Raw genomic sequence first — 22,602 nt, forward strand, 5'->3', positions numbered from 1 at the left:
GGAGTTATTTTGCGCAACACCAGGTGGCGGGACGGCCGCCGGCATGTTGCAATCCGTCCACAGCGTCGCTGCATGCCGCTTGCGAACAGGCGGCGCCATGCTCGTGAAAACCTCCTAGCACTTATACTTTCGCCGGATTCAGAAAAAGGCAGATGGTCATGATGAAACTCATCGGTTCGCTCGGCAGCCCCTTCGTGCGTAAAGCGCGGATCGTGCTGGCCGACAAGAAGATCGACTACGAACTGGTGCCCGAGAACGTCTGGGCGCCGGACACCCGGATTCACACCTTCAATCCGCTCGGCAAGGTGCCGTGCCTCGTGATGGAAGATGGCGAAGCCGTGTTCGACTCGCGGGTGATCTGCGAATACGTGGATACGCTGTCGCCGGTCGGCAAGCTGATTCCGCAGTCGGGACGCGAACGCGTCGAGGTGCGTTGCTGGGAAGCGCTCGCCGACGGCGTGCTGGACGCGGCGGTGCTGATCCGTCTCGAAGGCACCCAGCGCACGCCCGAGCAGCGCGTGGACGCGTGGGTCGCGCGGCAGCAGCGCAAGATCGACGAAGCTCTGATCGCGATGTCGCAGGGCCTTGGCAGCAAGCCGTGGTGCGCGGGCAATCACTACTCGCTCGCGGACATCGCGGTGGGTTGCGCGCTGGGCTATCTCGACTTCCGCATGCCCGAGCTGAATTGGCGCGAACCGCATCCGAATCTGGACAAGCATTTCCAGAAGCTTTCGCTGCGTCAGTCGTTCATCGACACGGTGCCGGCGAACTGAGCGATGCGCTCAGTCGCGGCAAGCGGGCTCAATGAGCTTGTTGAAGCTCTTTAAAGCCTGAATGGAAGATCGCGTTTGAGTTGAAAATGCGCCTGCTCGTCAGGCGCATTTTTTTATGCGGCGGTGATTCGCACCGGCCGTTCGCCGCGCCGCTTGAAGCATCAGCGGCGGCGCGGGCGAATGCGGTTTAGCGCACCTTATGGCTTGCCGTTGCGGCGCCGCGTAATCCCCGGCCCGAACGCAAAACCGAACGCCAGCAGCAGCACCGAAACCGCCAGCACCGTGTTGTTGCCGCTCGTCACGTACGGCGTGTTGCCTGAGGTGCCTTGCACCTTCACGTCGAGCGAGCCGACCGTGTACGGCGTCAGGCGCCCGATCACCCGGCCGTTCGCATCGATCGCGGCCGTCATGCCGGTGTTGGTCGCGCGCAGCATCGGCCGGCCGGTTTCCAGCGAACGCATGCGCGCGATCTGCAGATGCTGGTCCAGCGCGATCGTGTCGCCGAACCAGGCGAGATTGGTCGTGTTGACCAGCACGCCGGCGGGCGTATCGCTTTCGCGGATGGTCCGCGCAATCTCTTCGCCGAAGATGTCCTCGTAGCAGATGTTCACCGCGACCGGCTGGTTGTGCACCATGAACGGCTTCTGCACCGGCGCGCCGCGGAAGAAATCGCCGAGCGGAATGCTCATCAGATTGACGAACCAGCGGAAGCCCCACGGCACGAATTCGCCGAACGGCACGAGGTGATGCTTGTCGTAGCGGTACACGTCGTGCGAGCCGGGTGTGACGCCGAACAGGCTGTTCGTATAGTCGATCACCTGGCCTTCCGGCGTGACCGTGCCGCCAATCGCGCCGAACAGGATCGCGCTGCCGGTCGCGTCGGAGAACTCGCGTATCGCCGCCGCGAACGGCGGCGGCAATTGCTGCGCGAGCACGGGAATCGCGGTTTCCGGCGTGACGATCAGGTCGGCCGGCTTCGATGTGATCATCTGCTGATACTCGTCGATCGCCGCGCGCATGCCGGCTTCCTGGAACTTCATCTCCTGTTTGACGTTGCCTTGCAGCAGGCGCACCGTCAGTGGCGCGTTGGCCGGGAGGGTCCATTGGACGAGCGGCAGCAGCAGGCCGGCCGCGATCAGCGCAAGCGCGACGCCGCCCGGCACTATGCTGCGCGCCACGCTCCGTTGCGCGCCTTTGCCGTCGGTACGGCCGCCATCGGCGGTCGCGCTGCGCGGCCCGCGCGAAGCGCGCGTGGGCAGCAGCGGCAGCAGCGCCTGCACGATCAGCGCGGCCGCCAGCGCCAGCATCCAGCCGACGCCATACACGCCCACCACCGGCGCGAATCCCGCGAACGGACCGTCCACTTGCGCATAACCGCTCGCGAGCCACGGAAAGCCGGTGAACACCGTGCCGCGCAGCCATTCGCCGATCGCCCAGGCACTCGCAAAAGCCAGCGCGCCGTGCCAGGTCGGCGAGAACGGCTGGTCGTCCGCCGCGCCGTTGCGTGCGTGGCCCGCGCAGAACGACCAGATTGCCGCGGACAGCGCCGGATAGACCGCCAGATACAGCGAGAACAGCGCGACCGCCGCGCCGGCGAGCGGCGCGGCCATGCCGCCGTAGTCGTGCATGCTGACGTACAGCCACCACACGCCGGTCACGAAATTGCCGAAGCCGAACGCGCCGCCCGTCAGCGCGGCGCTTTTCCAGCTGGTGGTGCGCGCGAGCCACGCGAAGAAGAACACGAAGATCGCGAGTTGCAGCCAGCCGCCGTGCGGCGTCGGCGCGAACGACAGCGTATTGGCCGCGCCCGCGGCCAGCGCGACGAGGTAATGCCAACGAGGCAGCGTGCGGGCGCGCGATTCGTCGGCAGCGGAAACGCTCGCGCCGGGGCGCGAGCGGGAAGTTATCGGGTCGGCCATTGTTGCGCGGTCGGCGTGAGGAGTTGAAGAAGCGAGGAAACGACGCGGCTCAGGTCTGCACATGCTGCGCATCGCGCTCGCGCTGGCCGGCAAGCGGATCGCGGCGCACCAGCAGCATGTGAATCTGGCGGGCGTCACCGCGCAGAATCTCGAAGATCAGATCGTCGAGGCGGACCTTTTCGCCGCGATGCGGCACCCGCCCGAAGTGATGCGTGACGAGCCCGCCGATCGTATCGACTTCCTCGTCCGAGTAGTGCGTGCCGAACGCCTCGTTGAACTGTTCGATCTCGGTGAGCGCGCGCACGCGGAAGCGTCCGTCCGGCGACGCGATGATGTTGCCGCTTTCCTCGTCGAAGTCGTATTCGTCCTCGATGTCGCCGACGATCTGTTCCAGCACGTCTTCGATCGTGATCAGGCCGGCCACGCCGCCGTATTCGTCGACCACCACGGCGAGGTGATTGCGATTCACGCGGAAGTCGTGCAGCAGCACGTTCAGTCGTTTCGACTCGGGGATGAACACGGCGGGGCGCAGCATGCCGCGCACGTCGAATTCGTCTTCGGCGTAGTAGCGCAGCAGGTCTTTGGCCAGCAGCACGCCGATGATGTTGTCGCGATTGCCTTCGTAGACCGGATAGCGCGAGTGCGCTTTTTCCTGCACGTAGGGGATGAATTCGGCGGGATTGTCCGCGATGTTGATCGCGTCCATTTGGGCGCGCGGCACCATGATGTCGCGCGCGCTGAGCTCGGACACCTGGAACACGCCTTCGATCATCGACAGCGAGTCGGCGTCGATCAGGTTGCGCTCGTGCGCGTCCTGCAGGATTTCCAGAAGTTCGGCGCGCGAGTCGGGCTCGGGCGAGATGAAGTCGGTCAGACGCTCGAGCAGCGAGCGCTTTTCCTGCGGTTTGTCGGTTTGGCGTCGACTGGGATACGTGTCGTTCATGGTAGTGCGCCCGGCAAGACTAGGCGCGCTGTTGCAGAGCATTAAGGATACACCAGGCACGTGGCAGGACCGTGTCCCGCCGGGCCGGGCGATGGGTGAAGCAGGGTGAAGCGGCTCCGTCGCGAGCAACGGGGCGTGGGTCAATCCTAACTGATTACGCGCGGAAAAGCGGCTTTGCACAAAAAAGTGCTGCGCGTGGGGGATGAGCGGCGCTGTGCGCGGTGTGCGTGGCCTCTTTGCTGCTGCCGGCTACCGACCGCCGACTGCGGGTTGCCGCGTGCGGGCTGCGGGCTGTGGCGGTTTTCCGCTGTGGGCGCGAGCGAAAGCGGTTAGCACAGCCGCTGGCCAGCGCTAGCTGCGCATTGGGCGCATGAAGTTCATTGGCTGCAACGGGTTCATTGCCCCGACCCTTGCCGGGCAACCTTGCCGGTTTGTCGAGCGGTCTCGCGCTCGCGGCTTTCCTCGCGGCAGCGTGCGAGCAGCGCTTCGAGCGCGCGGTCGGGCATGCCGCTTTCGCGCAGCGCATGCACGGTGCGGCTGACGTAATCGAGCGTGCTGCCATAGCGGCCTGACGCGCAGCGGAGCACGGTTTTGACGACGTCGTCGCGCAGCTTGCCGGTGTAGCTCGGCACGTCGCGGCGCATCACGAAGGCCAGCGCGTCGACGCGCCGGCCGTCGGCGAGCACGCACGGCAGCCATGCCGGACGATACGAGCCCATCGGCATTTCGCGGCGCCAGAGCGCTTCGAGATGCGGCATCGAGCCAACGGCTGCGAGCCGGAACGCGATGCCGGTGCACGAGCCGCCACGATCGAGCGCGAGCACGAGGCCCGGCTGTTCAGGCGTGCCTCGATTCACGCGCGACCACAGATACAGCCCGCGATGATAGCCGTGCACCTTCGAGCGGCTCGCTTCGACGGTAGGCAGGCCGGGGTTCCAGATCAGCGAGCCATAGCCGAACAGCCACAGATCGCTCTTGCGGTCCCAGTCGCGCAGCGTGCATTCGAGCGACGCGCGCAATTCCTCGTCGGTCAAAAGCCGCGATTCGCCGAGCACTGGCGGGTAGTCCGGGCAGGGCATACGGGTGTCGGCTTCTGGGGACGAGGTGCTCACGGTGTGGGTTCGAACGTGGATGACGTTGGCGGCGGCCGACGCCTATCGATACGGATCGGGAAATCCGAGCTTGCCGAGGATTTCGGTTTCGATCGCTTCCATTTCCTCGGCTTCTTCTTCGACTTCGTGGTCGTAACCTTGCGCGTGCAGCGTGCCATGCACCAGCAGATGCGCGTAGTGCGCGACGAGCGGCTTGCCCTGCTCGGCGGCCTCCTTCTCGACCACCGGGCAGCACAGGATCAGATCGCCCGTCACCGGATCGTCTTCCGATTCGGCGTACGCGAACGTCAGCACATTGGTCGAGTAGTCCTTGCCGCGATAGGTGCGGTTCAGCGTGCGGCCTTCTTCGGCATCGACGAAACGCACCGTCAGTTCGCCGTCCGCGAACAGCGCCGCCTTGATCCAGCTGGCCACGGTGGCGCGTGGCAGCAGCGCCTTGTGTTCCGGCCAGGCTTTGGCGGCGGGGAATTGCAGGTTCAATGTCAGTTTCGGGGCGCGGCTCATGCGGTGTCGGTGCGGTGCGTTTTTTGCGTTCGTAGCTTTCGTAGCGTTCGTTGCAGCGGCGGGTTCAGTGGACGCGAATCAACGCCGCTCAGCGTGAATCCGCCGGAGCGGCGGTTTTCTGCGAATGCGCATCGTACGCCTCCACAATGCGCGCGACCAGCGGATGGCGCACCACGTCCGCGCTCGTAAAGCGCGTCAGCGCAATGCCGCGCACGTCCGCGAGCACCTGCTGCGCTTCGATCAGCCCGCTCTTGTGGCCGCGCGGCAAGTCGACCTGGGTCGTGTCGCCGGTGACGACCGCCTTCGAGCCGAAGCCGATCCGCGTGAGGAACATCTTCATCTGCTCGGGCGTGGTGTTCTGCGCCTCGTCGAGGATGATGAACGCGTGGTTCAGCGTGCGGCCGCGCATGTACGCGAGCGGCGCGATTTCGATCATCTGCCGCTCGAACATCTTCGCGGTCTTGTCGAAGCCGAGCAGGTCGTACAGCGCGTCGTAAAGCGGACGCAGATACGGGTCGACCTTCTGCGCCAGATCGCCCGGCAGGAAACCGAGACGCTCGCCGGCTTCGACCGCGGGCCGCGTCAGCACGATGCGTTTGACCTGGTCGCGCTCCAGCGCATCCACCGCGCAGGCCACCGCGAGATAGGTCTTGCCGGTGCCGGCCGGACCGACGCCGAAGGTCACGTCGTGCGAGACGATCTGCTTCAGATACTCGCGCTGCGCCGGCGTACGGCCGCGCAGATCCGCGCGCCGCGTGTACAGCTTCGGGCCGAGTTCTTCGAGGTCGTCGTCGTCGCCGGCGTCGGCGGGTTGGTCGAACGGATGGTCCGGATTGCCCGGAAAACGCGGCTCGCCGGCTTCATTGCCGTTGCCGTTCGGCCGATGGCGCGCCGGATGGCGCACTTCGACGAGCGCGAGCTGGATGTCGTCGACCGACAGCGGCTCGCGCGCATTGTTGTAGAAGTTCTCGAGCGCGGTGAGCGCGAGTTTCGCGCCGCGTCCGCGAATCGCGATGCGGTGGCCACGTCGCAGCAGTGTCACGTCGAGCGCCTGCTCGATCTGCCGCAGATTTTCGTCGAGCGGTCCGCAGAGGTTGGCGAGCCGCGTGTTGTCGTCGCGCGGTGCGGTGAATTCCAGATGCTGCTGAGTGGTCTTCAAGGCGGTGGGTCGATCCTGTCGGTTGCGGTACGCGGATTGGCGTGGCTTAGTGGGTGGTGGCTGCGTCGTCGTGTACCAGCACGAGTTCGCCACGCAGCGAATGGGGGTACGCGTGGACGATTTTCACGTCGACCATCTGGCCGATCAGCCGCGTGTGCGACGCGACCGGCGCCGGGAAATTCACCACGCGGTTGTTTTCGGTGCGGCCCGCGAGTTCGTTCGGATCCTTGCGCGCCGGGCGCTCGACCAGAATGCGCTCGATCTTGCCGACCATCGAATCGCTGATGCGCTGCACGTTTTCCTCGATGGTGGCCTGCAAGTGTTGCAGACGCTTGAGCTTCACTTCGCGCGGCGTGTCGTCGTGCAGATTCGCGGCCGGCGTGCCGGGACGCGGGCTGTAGATGAACGAGAAGCTGGTGTCGTACTTCATCTCGTGCACCAGCGCCATCATCTTGTCGAAGTCTTGTTCCGTCTCGCCGGGGAAGCCGACGATCATGTCGGTGGACAGCGACAGGTCCGGACGGATCGCGCGCAGCTTGCGGATCACGGACTTGTATTCGAGCACCGTGTAGCCGCGCTTCATCGCCATCAGAATGCGGTCGGAGCCGTGCTGCACCGGCAGATGCAGGTGGCTGACGAGCTTCGGCACCTTCGCGTAGGTGTCGATCAGGCGCTGCGTGAACTCCTTCGGGTGCGACGTGGTGTAGCGAATCCGTTCGATGCCGGGAATATCGGCGACGTATTCGATCAACGTCGCGAAGTCGGCGATCTCAGAAGAACCGGGCGTCAGGCCGCCAGCGAATGTTCCACGATAAGCGTTGACGTTCTGGCCGAGCAGCGTGACTTCACGCACGCCCTGGTCGGCGAGGCCGGCGATTTCGGTGAGCACGTCGTCCAGCGGACGCGACACTTCCTCGCCGCGCGTGTACGGCACCACGCAGTAGCTGCAGTACTTGCTGCAGCCTTCCATGATCGACACGAACGCGCTCGGGCCGTCGACACGCGCCGGCGGCAGGTGGTCGAATTTTTCGATTTCCGGGAACGAGATGTCCACTTGCGCGCGGCCGCTTTCGCGGCGCTTGTCGATCATTTGCGGCAGACGGTGCAGCGTTTGCGGACCGAACACCAGATCGACATACGGTGCGCGCGCCACGATCGACGCGCCTTCCTGGCTCGCCACGCAACCGCCCACGCCGATGATCAGATCGGGATTCGCTTCCTTCAGCTCGCGCACGCGGCCGAGGTCGGAGAAGACCTTTTCTTGCGCTTTTTCGCGCACCGAGCAGGTGTTGAACAGAATCACGTCGGCGTCTTCCGGCGTGTCGGTCTTGACGAGCCCTTCAGCCGCGCCGAGTACGTCGACCATCTTGTCGGAGTCGTACTCGTTCATCTGGCAGCCAAAGGTCTTTACATAAACTTTCTTGGTCATCGAATTTCGCCGGTCGCAGTGGTTAACCTGGGGGCGTCGTTTAAAAGGTGAGGGGGCCGAACCTGCGGGCAGCGTGCGGACGGGCCGCGGGGCGGCGCCTGGGGCCGCCTTGATCCGCTTCGGACCGGCTGATCCGTCCACGCTGCACGTATGCGGCGTAACGCAACATTATAGCCCTTCGCGGAGTGCGGCTTGCCCGCCCGCGTCCGTGCGCGGCAGCTCCGGCGGCAAGCCCAGCAGGCTTTCCAGTTCGTCCGACAACTGCGCGAAACGCTCGCTCAGGAAATCCAGCAGCACGCGCACGCGCGGCGCCATGAAGCGGTTGCGGTGATAGAGCGCGTGCAGCGGCGCGTCAGGGTAGCGCCACTGCGGCAGCAGGATTTTCAGACCGTCGGCGCGCAGATCCGCTTCTACATCCCACATCGACTTGATCACGATGCCGTAGCCGCGCAGCGCCCATTCGCGGGCGACCGCGCCGTCGTTGGTCTCGCGGGCGGATTCGAGCGGCACGGTGTAGTTCTGCACTTCGTCGCCGCGCGTGAAGCGCCACTCGTTAAGAGTCGCCATCGGGCCAGTAGGGGTTGCGCTGCAGGCCTTGCGCGACTGTTGTATGCTTCGCCAGCCGGTCGATCCGGCAATCAGTGCGTCTTCAGGGCGGGGTGAAATTCCCCACCGGCGGTAGGCCGGCAGCGCGAAAGCGTGAGCCGGTGAGCCCGCGAGCGCCCGCATCATGTGATCTTCCGGGTATCGGGGAGCGCAGCGGGGTCAGCAGATCTGGTGAGAAGCCAGAGCCGACGGTCAGAGTCCGGATGGAAGAAGATGTGCAGATAGTCATGTGCGTTTCCGTCACGCCGCCCGTGCTCCAGGCGGTGCGCGAGCGTCGCTTTGCGCGGCGTTCGACGGCGCGTGTTTGTCTGTTTGCAATGCCCTGAAACGTTTTTCGCCCAACTTTTGCGATGAGCGTTTCAACTATGTCCTTTGCTACTTTTCCTGCTCCGTCGACGCTTGCGGACGATGCTTTCGCCGATCTCCCGCTGCTCGCCACCGAAGCCGTTCCGCCGCGTATCGCCGCCGCGTTGCAAGCAATGCGCGATGGCCGTGCCGTCGTCCTGCAAGACGACCATGACCGTGAGAACGAAGCCGATCTGATCGTCTCGGCCGAGCGTCTTTCCGTCGAAACCATGGCGTTGCTGATCCGCGAATGCAGCGGCATCGTTTGCCTGTGCCTGCCCGACGACAAGATCCGCACGCTCGAACTGCCGCCGATGGCCGTCAACAACGAAAGCCGTCATGGCACCGCGTTCATGGTCTCGATCGAGGCACGCGACGGCGTGACCACCGGCGTGTCCGCACTCGATCGCGTGACCACGATTCGTGCGGCGATTGCCGATACCGCGAAGCCCGCCGACATCGTGCGCCCGGGCCACGTGTTCCCGTTGCGGGCGATGCCCGGCGGCGTGCTGGCGCGCCGCGGCCACACCGAAGGCACGGTGGATCTGGCGATTCTCGCGGGTCTGAAGCCGGCCGGCGTACTGTGCGAACTGATGAACGCCGACGGCACGATGACGCGTGGTGCGGACGTCGAGCGCTTCGCCGCGCAACACAATCTGCCGATGCTGACGATCGCCGAGCTGGTGGAGTTTCGCGCGGCGCTGGCGCAGGCGCGCGAATGCGTCGCTGACGAAGCTTGATGCGCGACGCGCGTGGTGGATGACGCGACGCGCGCTGCAAAAACGAAAGGCCGGTTCGAAAGAGAACCGGCCTTTATTGTTGGCACCGCCGAAGGCGGCGACACCTGTACGACTCTGCGCCTCTACATCTTTACGCCGCCCTACGACTGCACGTCGCCAAACTCGCCGCGCACGCCGGCTTCGACCAGCGCGGGCAATTCGTCCATGTGCATCATGATGCGCGTCATGCCCATCTTGCGCAGCGCGTCCGCGTAGCCATCCGGAATATGGCTCGCACCGACGAAAGCGATCGTCTTCATCCCCGCCGCGCGCGCCGCATTCAAACCGGCGACGCTGTCTTCGACCACGATGCATCGTGACGGCTCCACGCCCAGCGTCTGTGCGGCGAACAGATACACATCGGGATAAGGCTTCGGCCGCGCCACCTGTTCGGCGCTGAAAATCCGTTCGCCGAAAATCTGCTGCAAACCCGCGCGCCGCACCGACGCGGTCACACGCGTCATCCGGCTGTTCGATACGACCGCGGCCGGCAGCGTCACGCGTTGCAAAGCCTCGCGCACGCCGTTGATCGGGCTGAGCGACGCCGCAAGCGCGAGCTCCACATGGTGTTCGATGGTATTGAGAAAATCGGCGGGCAACGTGATGTCGAAGGACTTCTCGATGCCTTCGAGAAAGCGCGACGTCTGCTGGCCGAATGCGGTTTTAACGACGGGTTCGAAGTCGAGGCCGGGAAAGGTCGTGGTGAGCGTTTCGAACATCACGCGATCAGCGATGATTTCGCTGTCGACGAGGACGCCGTCGCAGTCACAGATGAGGTGGTCGATCATGCCTGAAAACGGAAAGCAGGGAGCGCATGAGCGGGACGGTTGCAGGCCCAGGCGCGGAGAATGAAAGCGTCATGATACGTGCTTTCAATCTCCGCGCCGCCGGACGCAGGATCAGCGCACGTGCAGGTACAGATACAGGCACGCCGCCACCGCGCCGCCCAGCAGCGGACCGCAGACCGGAATCCACGCATAACCCCAGTCGCTGTCGCGCTGCCCGGGATCGGCAGTAGCGCGTGCATCAGAGCGGCGACAGATCGCGCGCGGGACTCATCGCATAGCCGGTCGGGCCGCCGAGCGAGATGCCGATGCCGAGCATCTGCGCCGCCACATAGCCGGGGACTTTGGCCCACGCGAACTTGCCGGCCAGCGCGAGGCTGACCGTCACGACAGGATTCAGGTGAGCGCCGCTGAACGATGCGGTGACGTAGACCGCGATGAACACGGCCATCGCCCAGCCCATCACGATCACGATCAGGTCCGCGCCTTTGCCTTTGGTGCGCGCGAGCAGTACGTTGGCGACGGCACCGTCGCCGAGCAGCACGACGAGCGCCGTGCCGATGAATTCCGCAATGTAAGGGGACATGCCTGGTTCTTCGAAATAGAGTGGCCAGCGAAGCCGCTGGAGGCGCGGCTTCGCGATGCCGAAAGCGGTCTGTCGACCGACGCGAACAGGGTGACTGAAGCGCTCGGGACGCTCAGGGCGTATCGGCCCAGGCCTTCGCGGCGCGGATCGCGCGCTGCCAGCCGTCGAGGCATGCCTTGACATCGGCGTGCGGCAGCGCCGGCGTGAAGCGGCGGTCGAGCTTCCACTGGCTTTGCAGCTCGTCGACGTCCTTCCAGTAGCCGACCGCGAGACCAGCCAGGTAAGCCGCACCCAAGGCGGTGGTTTCCGACACCTTCGGACGCACCGCGTCGACGCCGAGAATGTCCGCCTGGAACTGCATCAGCAGATTGTTCGCACAGGCGCCGCCGTCCACGCGCAATTCGCCGATGCGAATGCCGGAATCGGCTTCCATCGCCTTCAACACGTCGAGCGATTGATAGGCGATCGAGTCGAGCGCGGCGCGCGCGATATGCGCCGAGCTCGTACCGCGCGTCACGCCGAACAGCGTGCCGCGAGCGCGCGCGTTCCAATGCGGCGCGCCGAGGCCGGCGAAGGCGGGCACCAGATACACGCCGTCGCAATGCGGCACGCCGCGCGCGAGCGTTTCGATTTCGGCGGCATTCTTGATGATGCCGAGGCCGTCGCGCAGCCATTGCACGACCGCACCGCCGATGAAGATGCTGCCTTCGAGCGCGTAGTTGATCTTGTCGCCGATCTGCCACGCAATCGTGGTGACGAGATTATTCTTTGATTCGATCGGCTTGTCGCCGGTGTTCATCACGAGGAAGCAGCCGGTGCCGTAGGTGTTCTTCACCATACCGGACTCGGTGCACATCTGGCCGAACAGCGCGGCCTGCTGATCGCCGGCGATGGCCGCGAGCGGAATCTTCGACGCGAACACGGTGGTCTTGGTCGGCCCATACACTTCCGACGACGCCCGCACTTGCGGCAACATGCTGCGCGGAATGTCGAGCGCGTCGAGCAGTTCGTCGTCCCACTTCAGCGTGTGGATGTTGAACAACATCGTGCGCGACGCGTTGGTCACGTCGGTGACGTGCCGGCCGCCCTTGGTGAAGTTCCACACCAGCCAGCTGTCGACCGTGCCGAACGCGAGGCGGCCCTGCCGCGCTTTTTCGCGCGCGCCTTCGACGTTGTCGAGAATCCAGCGGATCTTGGTCGCCGAGAAGTACGAGTCGATCGGCAGGCCGGTTTTCGCGCGGACCTTTTCTTCGAGCCCTTGCGCCTTGAGCTGGTCGCAGAAACCGGCGGTGCGGCGGTCCTGCCAGACGATCGCGTTATAGATCGGGTGGCCGGTTTCGCGATCCCACACGATGGTGGTCTCGCGTTGATTGGTGATGCCGATCGCGGCAATCGAGGTGCCGTTCATGCCGGCGCGCGTCACGGCCTCCGCGGCGACGCCGGCCTGGGTCGACCAGATTTCCTGCGGATCGTGCTCGACCCAACCCGGGTGCGGATAAATTTGCTGGAATTCTTTCTGAGCGGTCGACGCGACATTGCCGAGCCGGTCGAACAGCATCGCACGCGAACTGGTGGTGCCTTGGTCAAGCGCGAGGATGTACTGATCCTGCATTGTCTCTTCTCCATGTGTTTTCCGAATCGCCGGACTGGTGACCGGCGATGGGAGTGGTTTGTTGTTTTAGCCAGGCTGCAACGGGGTGTGATGATGCAGGCCGGCCTGGCCCAACCGAACGGGTGAGTTAATCGGGTTCATGCAGGCGGCGCATGCGCCCCGTTGCCTTGTGCTGCGATTGCCGGCTATGCGCGTCGTCCATCCAGTCTATGCGTCTATGCTCTCTGCCGGGCGGGTTCGCGGGCGAACCATGCGTCGATGTCGTGCGTGATCGAATCGAGCGTGCCCGGCTCGACATGCAGGCCGAGTTTCGAGCGGCGCCACAGCACGTCCTGAGCACTGCGTGCCCATTCGGTATCGCGCAGGTACGTCAGTTCGGCTTCGTATAGACCCGGCGCGAACGCGCGGCCGAGTTCGGCCACCGAGCGCGCATCGCCGATCACATGCTTGACGCGCGTGCCGTAAGCGCGCGCAAGCCGATGAGCCAGCTCGGCCGGCAGCCACGCATGCTGCTGCTTGAATTCGTTCAGAAAGCGCTCGAAGTCGGCGCGCGGAATATCGCCGCCGGGCAACGGCGCGCCGACGGTCCACGCGGGCGCGCCCTTTTGCAACGCCTGCGCGAGCGTGTCGACCGCTTGTTCCGCCAGCTTGCGGAACGTCGTGATCTTGCCGCCGAACACCGACAGAAGCGGCGCTTCGCCCGCGGGCGCGTCGAGTTCGAGCGAGTAGTCGCGCGTGACTGCCGACGGATTGTCCGCGCCTTCTTCCTCGAGCAGCGGACGCACGCCCGAATAGGTCCAGCGCACGTCGGCCGGCGAAATCTTCTGCTTGAAGTAGCGGTTGATCGAGTCGCACAGGTACTGCGTTTCGTTGGCGTCGATCGCCACGTGCGACGGGTCGCCGCGATATTCGAGGTCGGTCGTGCCGATCAGCGTGTAATCGTGTTCGTACGGGATCGCGAAGATGATCCGCTTGTCCGGGTTCTGAAAGATGTACGCGTGGTCGTGTTCGAACAGGCGCCGCGTGACGATATGGCTGCCTTTCACGAGGCGCACGCTGTGCGACGTTTGACGGCGTCCGAGTGCGCCGGTCAACAGCTCGCCAACCCACGGACCCGCGGCGTTCGCGATCGACGCGGCACGCACGTCGAGGGTCGTGCCGTCCGCGCGCCTGAGTTGCGCGCGCCATTCGCCGCCGGCGCGCACCGCGCTGACGAGCTTCGTGCGCGTGAGAATCTTCGCGCCGTGCTCCTGCGCATCGAGTGCGTTCAGCACGACCAGACGCGCGTCGTTGACCCAGCCGTCCGAGTACACGAAACCGCGCTTGATCGAGTCGATCAGCGGCGCGCCGGCCGGATGGTTGCGCATCACGATGCCGCGCGACCCCGGCAGCAGTTCGCGCCTCGCGAGGTGGTCGTACAGGAACAGGCCCGCGCGGATCAGCCAGGCCGGGCGCAGATCGGGCATGTGCGGCATCACGAAGCGCAGCGGCCACATGATGTGCGGTGCGGCGCGCAGCAGCGTTTCGCGCTCCTGCAGCGCTTTGCGCACCAGTCCGAACTCGCCGTATTCGAGGTAGCGCAGGCCGCCGTGAATCAGCTTGGTGCTTGCCGACGACGTATGCGATGCCAGATCGTCCTGTTCGCAGAGCAGCACCGACAGGCCGCGGCCGGCCGCATCGCGTGCGATCCCTGCGCCGTTGATTCCGCCGCCTACGACGAGCAAATCGTATCTCGAGCCTTGCGTCACCTGCCGTGTCCTCTGCGTTGTGCCTGAAAAGCCGTTTGGAAAATCTATCGAACGAGGTGTGTTCGTTTTCGAACTTTAATGAACATATTCGAAAAAGTAAAGTTCGCTTTGTCGGAGCGCACCTGTGCCGATCGGACTAGGGAGTGGCGCAACGCGCGGCCACGGACGATACTCTCGACAGCAGCCATTTCGAGGTGAATCAATGCGTGGACTTTTGATGATCGGCGCCGCTGTGCTTCTCACGGGATGCGTCAGCTCGCCGAGCCTGAGCGGAACGAGGGGCGCACCGTCGTTCGAGTCATTGCAGCAGATGTGCACGGCGCAGACGGTCGACTACGGCAAGGACGCGCAAGGCGTGTACGAGGTGTTGTTCGACGCTTACGTGGCGAACCGGCGTGGCCGGTTGTCGAACGAGGATTTCTGCGCGTTCCAGGCGTCGATCGCCCAGCGCCATGCGAGCGAGGGCGTGAGCACCGATCCGCATATGCGCAATCAGTGGGTTGAGTTCTTCACCACTCAACGGACCAAGGCGTTGAGCTGGCGCGCGGCCGTCGATCCGACCTTGCGCAGCGGCTGAACGGGGCGTTCGCTGCTTCTTTCTCTTTCTGACAGTCTGCCCGCGTTGGCTGCCGTGCCAGCCGGGCTGAATGGCTCGCTCGGTCAGCCGCGCTGCGGCAGCGCTCCACGCCACAACATGCGGCGGATTTGCGCGAACACGGCTTCGCGGGTCGGCGCGTGATTGGCGTTTGCGGCGTCGTCGACGGTGGCGGACTGCTGCGCCTCGGGCAGCGGCAACTGGTTGGCGAGCGCCAGCATCGTGAAGCCGTGCAGACTCGCCCAGTACGCATAGCCGATCAACTGCGGATCGCCCTCCAGAATGCCGGCCGCGACGAGCCGTTCGAAGTGCGCGCCGAGCAGGCGCCACGCGCGTTGCGAGGCGGCCGCGAGCTCCGGATAACCGGCTTGCTGCGGCGTCTGATCGAACATCAAACGATAGGCGTGCGGTTCGTCGAGCGCGAACGCCACGTAGGCCTCGCTGACCACCGAGTGATCGGTCGCAGGGGCGTTTTGCGCGGCTGCTTCGAGGCGCGCCGCGAAGCGGTTGAACGCGGCGGCACGGACCATCGCGAGGATTTCTTCCTTGTCGCGGAAGTAGCGGTACGGCGTCATCGCGCTGCAACCCAGCTCTTTCGCCAGTTCGCGCATCGTCACGCCTTGGGCGCCGCGCGTCGCGAACGCGTTCTCGGCCACGCGGCGCATGGCTTCGCGGAATTGCTGGATGTCGTCGGAGGAGAGCGTCTTGGGCATGCGCGAGGGCTGAAGATCCATCGCGTCAATTTACTGTGTAAATGAGTTGGGCACAACAAAACGGCCGCCTGGGTGGCAGCGTGCTTTTCATGCGAAGAAAAATCAACAGAGCGAGGGTGCGCACGCACTGAGCGCGACGCACCCCGCCGTCATCGCAAGGCCGGACGTCGACTGCAAAAAACAGCGACAAACCCTGATGACACTAGGAAAAACGCTTGATAGCCCGCAGCGCGTTGTCGCCGGTTTCCGTCACACGCCATTGTTCGTTGCCCGACGCGAGACGTTCGAGTTCTACCAACTGCCGTTCCAACAGCGCGTCGAGTTCTTGTCGGCCCATATCGACTTGATTGGGGGCGTCCTTGACGAGTAACAACGTGGCGAATTCATGCGGACTCAGCATCGTTCTCTCCATGTCAAGCAAACGCGGACGGCCTTGCCGGCGACTGGCCAGATGCCAGTGAAGTCCGCTAGAAGGATCAGGCGGGAAGTACGGCTCACACGACATATTCACACGACCGGCGCTACGCAGAATGCGCAATGAACGCCGGGGAACTGGAGTGTAGTCAACCGCACGTTAAACACCAAATGCGCCCCTCTAAATATTCCGTTTGACAATCGGACACCGAAGCGGCGGTTTGGAGCCGCCGCCTGATCCTTGATTTCACTTGAAGTTTCGCGTGCGCTGCAGCATGGCGGAGAATGCCTGGTCTAGCCGGCGATATACACCTGGCAGTTGGCGGCGGCGAGCGTTTCGACCATGTCGGCGGGCGGGGCGGCGTCGGTGAAAAGCGCGTCGATCTGATTGAGATGACCTTGGCGAACCAGCGCCGGGCGGCCGAATTTCGAATTGTCGGCGGCGAGGAACACGGTGCGCGCGTGCTCGATGATCGCCTCGGCCACGCGCACTTCGCGGGTGTCGAAATCGCGCAGCGTGCCGTCCGTTTCAATGCTCGACGTGCCGATGATCGCGAAGTCCACCTTGAACTGGCGGATGAAATCGATCGCCAGTTCGCCGACGATCCCCTTGTCCCACGGCCGCACGATGCCGCCCGTCACCAGCACTTCGCAATCCGGATAGCCGCTCATCATGCTGGCGACGTTCAGATTGTTGGTGATCACGCGCAGCCCGCGGTGCCGGTTGAGCGCGCGCGCGACTTCTTCGGTGGTCGTGCCGAGGTTGATGAACAGCGAGGCCTGATCGGGAATGTGAGTGGCCACTAGCGCCGCGATGCGCCGCTTCTCGTCATGGAACATGCGCTGACGCGCGGTGTACGAGACGTTCTCGGAACTGGTCGGCAGGCTGGCGCCGCCGTGATAGCGGCGCAGCAGGTTCATGTCGGCGAGCCAGTTGACGTCGCGGCGGATCGTCTGCGGCGTCACGTCGAAGTGGGCCGCGAGGTCGTCCACGGTCACGAAGCCGTCGCGTTGCACCCATTCCAGCAATTCCTGTTGCCGGGCGTTGAGAGTGAGGCGGGGGTCTCGGGTCATGTGTCTCGGGTCATGGGATTTGTCTCGGCGCTGGCCGCGCCCGGCGCGATGCGCGGGACTGGAAACCGGGTCAGGCGTGAGCGGGTTGAGGGTATTGTAAGACCATCGGACCCCTTGTCTGCCAACTCATCCGACATGCGTAACCCGTGGGACGGCAATCAGAAGATCCATTCAGGTGATTTGCGCATTTATTCATTTGATAAATGAATTTGTTTTTTGGGCCGGTTCGCGCTGCAATCCAGGGTTCCGCGGTTGACCCGCGCTTACATGTTTCCCATGGTGTCCGGCGTCTTGCTCGAGCCGGACCGCGCTATCGAGAGTGTTCGACATGACTGGCTTCAACTGGCAAAACCCCTACCCGACGCCGCGTCTGCCTGTATTCGCGCGCAACATCGTTTCGACTTCACATCCGCTCGCCGCGCAAGCCGGGCTGCGCATGCTGTGGAAGGGCGGCAATGCCGTCGATGCAGCGATCGCAGCGGCGGCCGCCATCACGGTGGTCGAACCGGTGTCGTGCGGCCTTGGCGGCGACGCGTTCGCGCTGGTGTGGGACGGCAAGAAGCTGCATGGCCTGAACGCGTCGGGCGTATCGCCGGCGGCGTGGAACGTCGACTACTTCAAGCGCAAATACGGCGAGGAAAACGGCCTCGCGAAGCAGCCCAAGCGTGGCTGGGATGCGGTGACGGTGCCTGGCGTGATCGCCGGCTGGGAAGCGCTGCATCAGAAATTCGGCTCGCTGCCGTTTGCCGACCTGATGGAGCCGGCGATCGAGATCGCCGAGCGCGGTCATGCGGTGGCGAGCATCGTTGCCTACAAGTGGGCGGCGGCCGTGCCGGAGTTGAAGGACCTGCCGGGCTTCGCGCAAACCTTCATGCCGCGCGGCCGCGCGCCGCAAGTGAGTGAACTGGTGCGCTTTCCCGGCCACGCGAAGACGCTGCGCAAGCTCGCCGAGCAAGGTCCGCGTGCGTACTACGAAGGCGAGATTGCCGAGCGGATTGCCGCGTTTGCACGTGAAGGCGGCGCCGCGCTGACGCTCGACGATCTGCGCAATTACCGCGCTGACTGGGTCGAGCCGATCGGCAAGGATTATCGCGGCTACACCGTGCATGAGATTCCGCCAAACGGCCAGGGCATTGCGGCGCTGATCGCGCTGGGCATCCTCGAAAAATTCGATGTGAAGGGGCTGGCGGTCGACAGCGTCGAGTCGCAGCATCTGCAGATCGAAGCGATGAAGCTGGCGTTCGCCGATGCCTACCGCTACGTCGCCGATCCGCGCTCGATGGAAGTCACGCCCGAGCAGATGCTCGACGACGCGTACCTCACGTCGCGCGCGAAGCTGATCGATCACAAGCGCGCGACGCAGTTCGACTTCGGCATGCCGAAGGCCGGCGGCACCATCTACATGTCGGTGGCGGACGAGCGCGGCATGATGGTGAGCTTCATCCAGTCGAACTACATGGGCTTCGGCTCGGGCATCGTGGTGCCGGACAGCGGCATCGCGATGCAGAACCGCGGCTGCGGCTTCTCGATGGACCCGAAGTCGCCGAACGTGGTGGAAGGCGGCAAGCGGCCGTTCCACACGATCATCCCGTCGTTCCTCACGCAGCAGGTGAACGGCCAGCAGGAAGCGGTGATGAGCTTCGGCGTGATGGGCGGCGACATGCAGCCGCAAGGTCATCTGCAATCGGTCGTGCGGATGCTCGACTACGGCCAGCAGCCGCAGGCCGCGTGCGATGCGCCGCGCTGGAAGGTCAACCGCGACTTCACGATCGACATCGAAGCGACGCTCAATCCGAACACCGCCGAGGCGTTGCAGAAGCTGGGCCACACGATCAAGTCGGTCGACGATCCGTACATGGACTTCGGCTCTGGCCAGTACATCTGGAAGCTCGATCGCAACGAACCGGAGCGCGGCTATGTGGCGGCAAGCGACAGCCGCCGCGATGGCCTGGCCGCCGGGTTCTAACTCATTCAGCCACGTGATGCGAAGCGCCGCCGGGGCTGTCGCTGCCGCTTCTGGCAACGCCCCGGCGGCGCTTCGCTGAGCTGGGCTCGCCGGGGCAGCGGGCACTGCGTGTCGCGTGGTTCGCACTTCATTGCGCGGTGGTCATAGCGGGGGAAGTGCGTGCAAGCCGATGGGCCTGCGCGTGAGCGCCGGCATTGCGCGAAATCAGCCACATGGGGCGCCAGTGGCGCTTCACAAACAGCGGGTACACCCAGGCATCGGGCGTCAAACCAGGCATCCAATAAGGCAGCAGGAGAGATCATGCACACCCCCGCGTCGCCATCCGCGACAGCATCCCCTCATGCGTCGTCCGCACCGCTTTCCAAAGCGATGGTGCGGCGGATCGTGTTTTCGTCATCGGTCGGCAATGCGCTCGAGTGGTTCGACTTTCTGGTCTACGGCTACTTCGCGACCATCATCGCCAAACAGTTTTTCCCGATGCAGGACGAGTGGCTCTCGACGCTGCTCACCATCGCCACCTTCGGCATCTCGTTCCTGATGCGCCCGCTGGGCGCCATCGTGCTCGGCATCTACGGCGACCGCAAGGGCCGCAAGGCGGCGCTCACGCTCGCGATCGCACTGATGATGGTCGGCACCTTCACGATGGCCGTGATGCCGCCGTATGCGTCGATCGGCATTGCGGCGCCGTTGCTGATCCTGCTCGCGCGACTCGTGCAAGGCTTCGCGGTGGGCGGCGAGTTCGGCAGCGCGACCGCCTTCATGGTCGAGCACAGCGCGTCGCGCCGCGGCTATTACGCGAGCTGGCAGTTCGCGAGCCAGGGGCTGGCGGCGATCATCGCCGCAGCCTTCGGCTCGCTGCTGACCGCATGGATGCCGCCCGAGCAGCTCAATAGCTGGGGCTGGCGCCTGCCGTTCGTGTTCGGATTGCTGGTCGGGCCGGTGGGCTTCTACATCCGCTCGCATCTCGACGAGACGCCGGAGTTCCTCGAAATGCGCAAAGCGCGCGAGGCGGCCGGCGAGCGCAACAGCGCGAGCGAAGAGAAGGGCGCGTCGTTCGCCAACCAGTGGGTCAACCTGCTGCTCGCGATCGGCATCGTTGCGCAGTCGACGGTCGGCGTGTACGTGCTGCAACTCTACATGCCGATGTACGCGGTCAAGCAGTTGCACATGCCGGCGGCCGCGTCGTTCGGCGTGGTGGTGCTCAACGGCGGACTGCAGTTTCTGCTGTCGCCGGTGATGGGCGCATTGTCCGACCGCATCGGCCGGATTCGCATCATGCTGACTACGTCGATCCTGATGGGCTCGCTGATCTATCCTATGTTCGCGTGGCTGCAGTCGCATCCGACGGTCGGCTGGCTGTTGGTGCTGCAAGGCACGGCGGGTATCTTCAAGGCCGCTTACTCCGGACCGATGCCCTCGCTGATGTCGGAGATCTTTCCGACCCAGGTGCGCTCGACCGGTCTTTCAATTGGTTACAGCATCGGCGTGACGATCTTCGGCGGCTTCGCGCCGACGATCGTCGAGACCTTCATTCATTTGACCGGCGACAAGCTTGCGCCAAGTTACTACGTGCTGATCGCCGCGGTGCTGTCGGGCGTATCGCTGATCATCGTGGCCCGGCGCATGCGCCGCGTGACTCGGGTGCCCAGCGTTCAGCCCGCCTGAGCGCAGGCTGTCGCGGCGCTTGCGGGCGCCGCCGCCGGCCTTGTCAGACCTGACGCGCAGGGCTTGATGCCCAGCTTAAAGCCAGCTCTTCGAGCTGGCTTTTTTTACGCCTCGCGCACGATATTTTTCTGCGGCCGAAGGTTTCGACTACCCTTGAACTGGAACTGCGGGCGACCGGCATGGTCTGTGCCGGGTTGCCTGCAGAGTTGGGAAACACCGGCTAAGATGCAGATACAAGGGGTTAACTCTAATTCAAGGCGCTGTATCCGACACGGCGAATCGCCACGGCGAGTGCGGGCGGTTGCGAGCATGTTGACGAGTCGATATAGCATTCGGAGCAAGACACGATGCACACCGAGCTGAACCATGTCATGCCCTGGCGGATCGAGGACATCGACCTCACCCGCATTGATCGGCAGAAGGCCGTCGCTAACGAAGATCTGCTGTTGCTATTGTGCGCGGCTTCGTTTATTGAAAGCGGCACTGATGTTTACACCAGCAATCTGAGCACGTTTTTCAACGGCGATCCTGAAGTCTCGGCCTGGCTCAACAACGAGTGGGAGCCGGAAGAAATGCAGCATGGCCGCGCGCTCAAAACGTATGTCGCCTACGTGTGGCCCGAATTCGACTGGGACACCGCGTTCCGTCATTTCATGGACGAGTATTCGCTGACCTGCTCGGTCGAAGATTTCGAAAAGACCCGCGCGCTTGAAATGGTCGCGCGCTGCGTGGTGGAAACCGGCACGGCAACGTTGTATCGCGCGATCGGCGAATGTTCGGACGAACCGGTGCTCAAGCAGATCACCGACAACATCCGCACCGACGAAGTCCGTCACTACAAGCACTTCTTCAAGTTCTTCAAGAAGTACAACAAGATCGAAGGCAACGGCCGTCTCGCCGTACTCGGCGCGTTGATGCGTCGCGTGATGGAGATCAAGAACGAAGATTCGGAGATTGCGTTGCGCCACGTGTTCGCAATTCGCTATCCGGAGCGCGTGCACGATTCGGCTTATAACCGGGACCGCGCGGCGCGTATCAATACGCTGGTGCGGCGCAACCTGTCCGCCGACATGTGCGTGAAGATGCTGCTCAAGCCGCTCGATCTGCCGGCGAAGATTCAGCCGGGCGTGCACTATCCGCTCGCGAAGATCACGCAGCATGTGTTCTTTCGCTGAACCTGCGGCGTAACGCGTGCGTAACCCCTGCGTAACCACGCAACGACACGACGAAGAATGGCCTGCAATGCGGGTCATTCTTTTTTCGAGGCATGATTGAGGCTTGTCCACTTTCAACCGGGGCTACAGCATGAGCGATTCTTCCGCGCCCGCACGTCCGCTCGAACAGAACGTGTTCGACGAATGGCCCGATGCCGTGCGCGCGTTGTTCGACGGTTCGTCGCTGGCGAGCAAGACGGGGTTCACCGCGTCTTTGCTGAGCGTCGATGCGAATGGCCATGTGCGTACGTCGCTGCTCAGTGTCGGCGAGTTGTACGCGCCTGACTCGCGCACGTTGTGCATCGCGTTGTGGCCGCAAGCGAGGGCGACGCGCGCGATTGCGCAAAGCGGACGCGCCGCGCTCAGCTTCGTTTGCGATGCAGCGTTCTATCAGGTGCAGTTGCTTGTCACGCCGCTAGCCGGTGTTGCCGGCGACGACAGCGGGCTGGTCTATCTGATCGGCTCGATCGATACAGCCGAGGCGCAGAGCGTGCGTTATGCGCGCCTGACAAGCGGCATTACGTTCGAACTGGAAGGGGAGGGAAGTGTGGTGCTCGACCGGTGGGAACGGCAGATCGAGCACCTGAAGCAAGCCGCCGCCGCGGCCAGCCGTTAGTGAGTCCAACGACAAGGGACGACGGCCGGCGGGTCGGCAGCCTCG

Annotated in this window: 19 protein-coding genes, 2 pseudogenes and 1 riboswitch; of the genes and pseudogenes, 7 read left to right on the plus strand and 14 right to left on the minus strand. The window is 64.2% G+C overall.

Annotated features, from left to right (window positions below):
- Window positions 1-158: 158 nt before the first annotated feature.
- Window positions 159-773 carry a glutathione S-transferase family protein gene (locus HV744_RS08575; protein ID WP_175149101.1) on the plus strand — a complete coding sequence of 205 codons (615 nt, stop codon included), beginning with the start codon at window positions 159-161 and terminating at the stop codon, window positions 771-773.
- 197 nt (window positions 774-970) lie between these two features.
- Here the strand turns inward: HV744_RS08575 and lnt are convergent, their stop codons facing one another.
- The 7 genes and pseudogenes from lnt to HV744_RS08610 all read right to left on the minus strand — a co-directional run.
- Window positions 971-2,692, minus strand: a complete 1,722-nt coding sequence (gene lnt / locus HV744_RS08580) for an apolipoprotein N-acyltransferase (protein WP_175149102.1) — start codon at window positions 2,690-2,692, stop codon at window positions 971-973.
- A gap of 49 nt (window positions 2,693-2,741) precedes the next feature.
- Window positions 2,742-3,635, minus strand: a complete 894-nt coding sequence (locus HV744_RS08585; protein WP_175149103.1) for a CorC family transporter — start codon at window positions 3,633-3,635, stop codon at window positions 2,742-2,744.
- A gap of 395 nt (window positions 3,636-4,030) precedes the next feature.
- The gene (locus HV744_RS08590) at window positions 4,031-4,747 is read right to left on the minus strand and encodes a gamma-glutamylcyclotransferase (RefSeq protein ID WP_175149104.1); all 717 of its coding nucleotides are present in this window, start codon (window positions 4,745-4,747) and stop codon (window positions 4,031-4,033) included.
- A 42-nt stretch (window positions 4,748-4,789) separates the two neighbouring features.
- On the minus strand, window positions 4,790-5,251 hold the full coding sequence (gene ybeY, locus HV744_RS08595) for an rRNA maturation RNase YbeY (RefSeq protein ID WP_175149105.1): 462 nt from the start codon (window positions 5,249-5,251) through the stop codon (window positions 4,790-4,792).
- A gap of 88 nt (window positions 5,252-5,339) precedes the next feature.
- A complete protein-coding gene (locus HV744_RS08600) occupies window positions 5,340-6,410 on the minus strand; it encodes a PhoH family protein (RefSeq protein WP_175149106.1) in 1,071 nt (356 codons plus the stop codon).
- Window positions 6,411-6,456: 46 nt separating this feature from the next.
- Window positions 6,457-7,839: a tRNA (N6-isopentenyl adenosine(37)-C2)-methylthiotransferase MiaB gene (gene miaB / locus HV744_RS08605; protein WP_175149107.1), complete on the minus strand. Its 1,383-nt coding sequence runs from the start codon at window positions 7,837-7,839 to the stop codon at window positions 6,457-6,459.
- Between the two features lie 168 nt (window positions 7,840-8,007).
- A pseudogene (locus tag HV744_RS08610) lies at window positions 8,008-8,397 on the minus strand (LysR substrate-binding domain-containing protein); the annotation flags it as partial.
- Between the two features lie 83 nt (window positions 8,398-8,480).
- A riboswitch (FMN riboswitch) is annotated at window positions 8,481-8,664 on the plus strand.
- Window positions 8,665-8,810: 146 nt separating this feature from the next.
- On the opposite strand from HV744_RS08610, the gene ribB reads away from it, so the two are divergent.
- The gene (gene ribB / locus HV744_RS08615; RefSeq protein ID WP_175149108.1) at window positions 8,811-9,530 is read left to right on the plus strand and encodes a 3,4-dihydroxy-2-butanone-4-phosphate synthase; all 720 of its coding nucleotides are present in this window, start codon (window positions 8,811-8,813) and stop codon (window positions 9,528-9,530) included.
- A gap of 140 nt (window positions 9,531-9,670) precedes the next feature.
- Here ribB and HV744_RS08620 read toward each other — a convergent pair whose 3' ends face one another.
- From HV744_RS08620 to glpD, 4 genes and pseudogenes are all read right to left on the minus strand, one after another.
- Window positions 9,671-10,357 carry an HAD family hydrolase gene (locus HV744_RS08620; RefSeq protein ID WP_175149109.1) on the minus strand — a complete coding sequence of 229 codons (687 nt, stop codon included), beginning with the start codon at window positions 10,355-10,357 and terminating at the stop codon, window positions 9,671-9,673.
- A 111-nt stretch (window positions 10,358-10,468) separates the two neighbouring features.
- Window positions 10,469-10,940 (minus strand): annotated as a pseudogene (locus tag HV744_RS08625) (MIP/aquaporin family protein).
- A 112-nt stretch (window positions 10,941-11,052) separates the two neighbouring features.
- On the minus strand, window positions 11,053-12,552 hold the full coding sequence (glpK, locus tag HV744_RS08630; protein WP_175149110.1) for a glycerol kinase GlpK: 1,500 nt from the start codon (window positions 12,550-12,552) through the stop codon (window positions 11,053-11,055).
- 215 nt (window positions 12,553-12,767) lie between these two features.
- The gene (glpD, locus tag HV744_RS08635; protein WP_175149111.1) at window positions 12,768-14,300 is read right to left on the minus strand and encodes a glycerol-3-phosphate dehydrogenase; all 1,533 of its coding nucleotides are present in this window, start codon (window positions 14,298-14,300) and stop codon (window positions 12,768-12,770) included.
- A 202-nt stretch (window positions 14,301-14,502) separates the two neighbouring features.
- Between glpD and HV744_RS08640 the strand changes: the two genes are divergently transcribed.
- Window positions 14,503-14,877, plus strand: a complete 375-nt coding sequence (locus tag HV744_RS08640) for an RNA-binding protein (protein WP_175149112.1) — start codon at window positions 14,503-14,505, stop codon at window positions 14,875-14,877.
- An 83-nt stretch (window positions 14,878-14,960) separates the two neighbouring features.
- Here the strand turns inward: HV744_RS08640 and HV744_RS08645 are convergent, their stop codons facing one another.
- The 3 genes from HV744_RS08645 to HV744_RS08655 form a co-directional block, all read right to left on the minus strand.
- Window positions 14,961-15,608: a TetR/AcrR family transcriptional regulator gene (locus HV744_RS08645; protein WP_175149113.1), complete on the minus strand. Its 648-nt coding sequence runs from the start codon at window positions 15,606-15,608 to the stop codon at window positions 14,961-14,963.
- A 202-nt stretch (window positions 15,609-15,810) separates the two neighbouring features.
- Window positions 15,811-16,008: a hypothetical protein gene (locus HV744_RS08650; RefSeq protein ID WP_175149114.1), complete on the minus strand. Its 198-nt coding sequence runs from the start codon at window positions 16,006-16,008 to the stop codon at window positions 15,811-15,813.
- Window positions 16,009-16,316: 308 nt separating this feature from the next.
- A complete protein-coding gene (locus tag HV744_RS08655; protein WP_175149115.1) occupies window positions 16,317-17,096 on the minus strand; it encodes a DeoR/GlpR family DNA-binding transcription regulator in 780 nt (259 codons plus the stop codon).
- Window positions 17,097-17,424: 328 nt separating this feature from the next.
- Between HV744_RS08655 and HV744_RS08660 the strand changes: the two genes are divergently transcribed.
- The 4 genes from HV744_RS08660 (at window position 17,425) to HV744_RS08675 (ending at window position 22,557) form a co-directional block, all read left to right on the plus strand.
- Window positions 17,425-19,062 (plus strand): gamma-glutamyltransferase family protein, encoded by a 1,638-nt coding sequence (locus tag HV744_RS08660; protein ID WP_175149116.1) that lies wholly within the window; start codon window positions 17,425-17,427, stop codon window positions 19,060-19,062.
- A gap of 300 nt (window positions 19,063-19,362) precedes the next feature.
- Window positions 19,363-20,727 (plus strand): MFS transporter, encoded by a 1,365-nt coding sequence (locus HV744_RS08665; protein WP_175149117.1) that lies wholly within the window; start codon window positions 19,363-19,365, stop codon window positions 20,725-20,727.
- A gap of 347 nt (window positions 20,728-21,074) precedes the next feature.
- Window positions 21,075-21,902: a ferritin-like domain-containing protein gene (locus HV744_RS08670; protein WP_175149118.1), complete on the plus strand. Its 828-nt coding sequence runs from the start codon at window positions 21,075-21,077 to the stop codon at window positions 21,900-21,902.
- Between the two features lie 130 nt (window positions 21,903-22,032).
- A complete protein-coding gene (locus HV744_RS08675; protein WP_175149119.1) occupies window positions 22,033-22,557 on the plus strand; it encodes a hypothetical protein in 525 nt (174 codons plus the stop codon).
- The last annotated feature ends 45 nt before the right edge of the window (window positions 22,558-22,602 follow it).

This window comes from Paraburkholderia ultramafica (genome assembly GCF_902859915.1).
In the GTDB taxonomy this organism is placed as follows: Bacteria; Pseudomonadota; Gammaproteobacteria; order Burkholderiales; family Burkholderiaceae; genus Paraburkholderia; species Paraburkholderia ultramafica.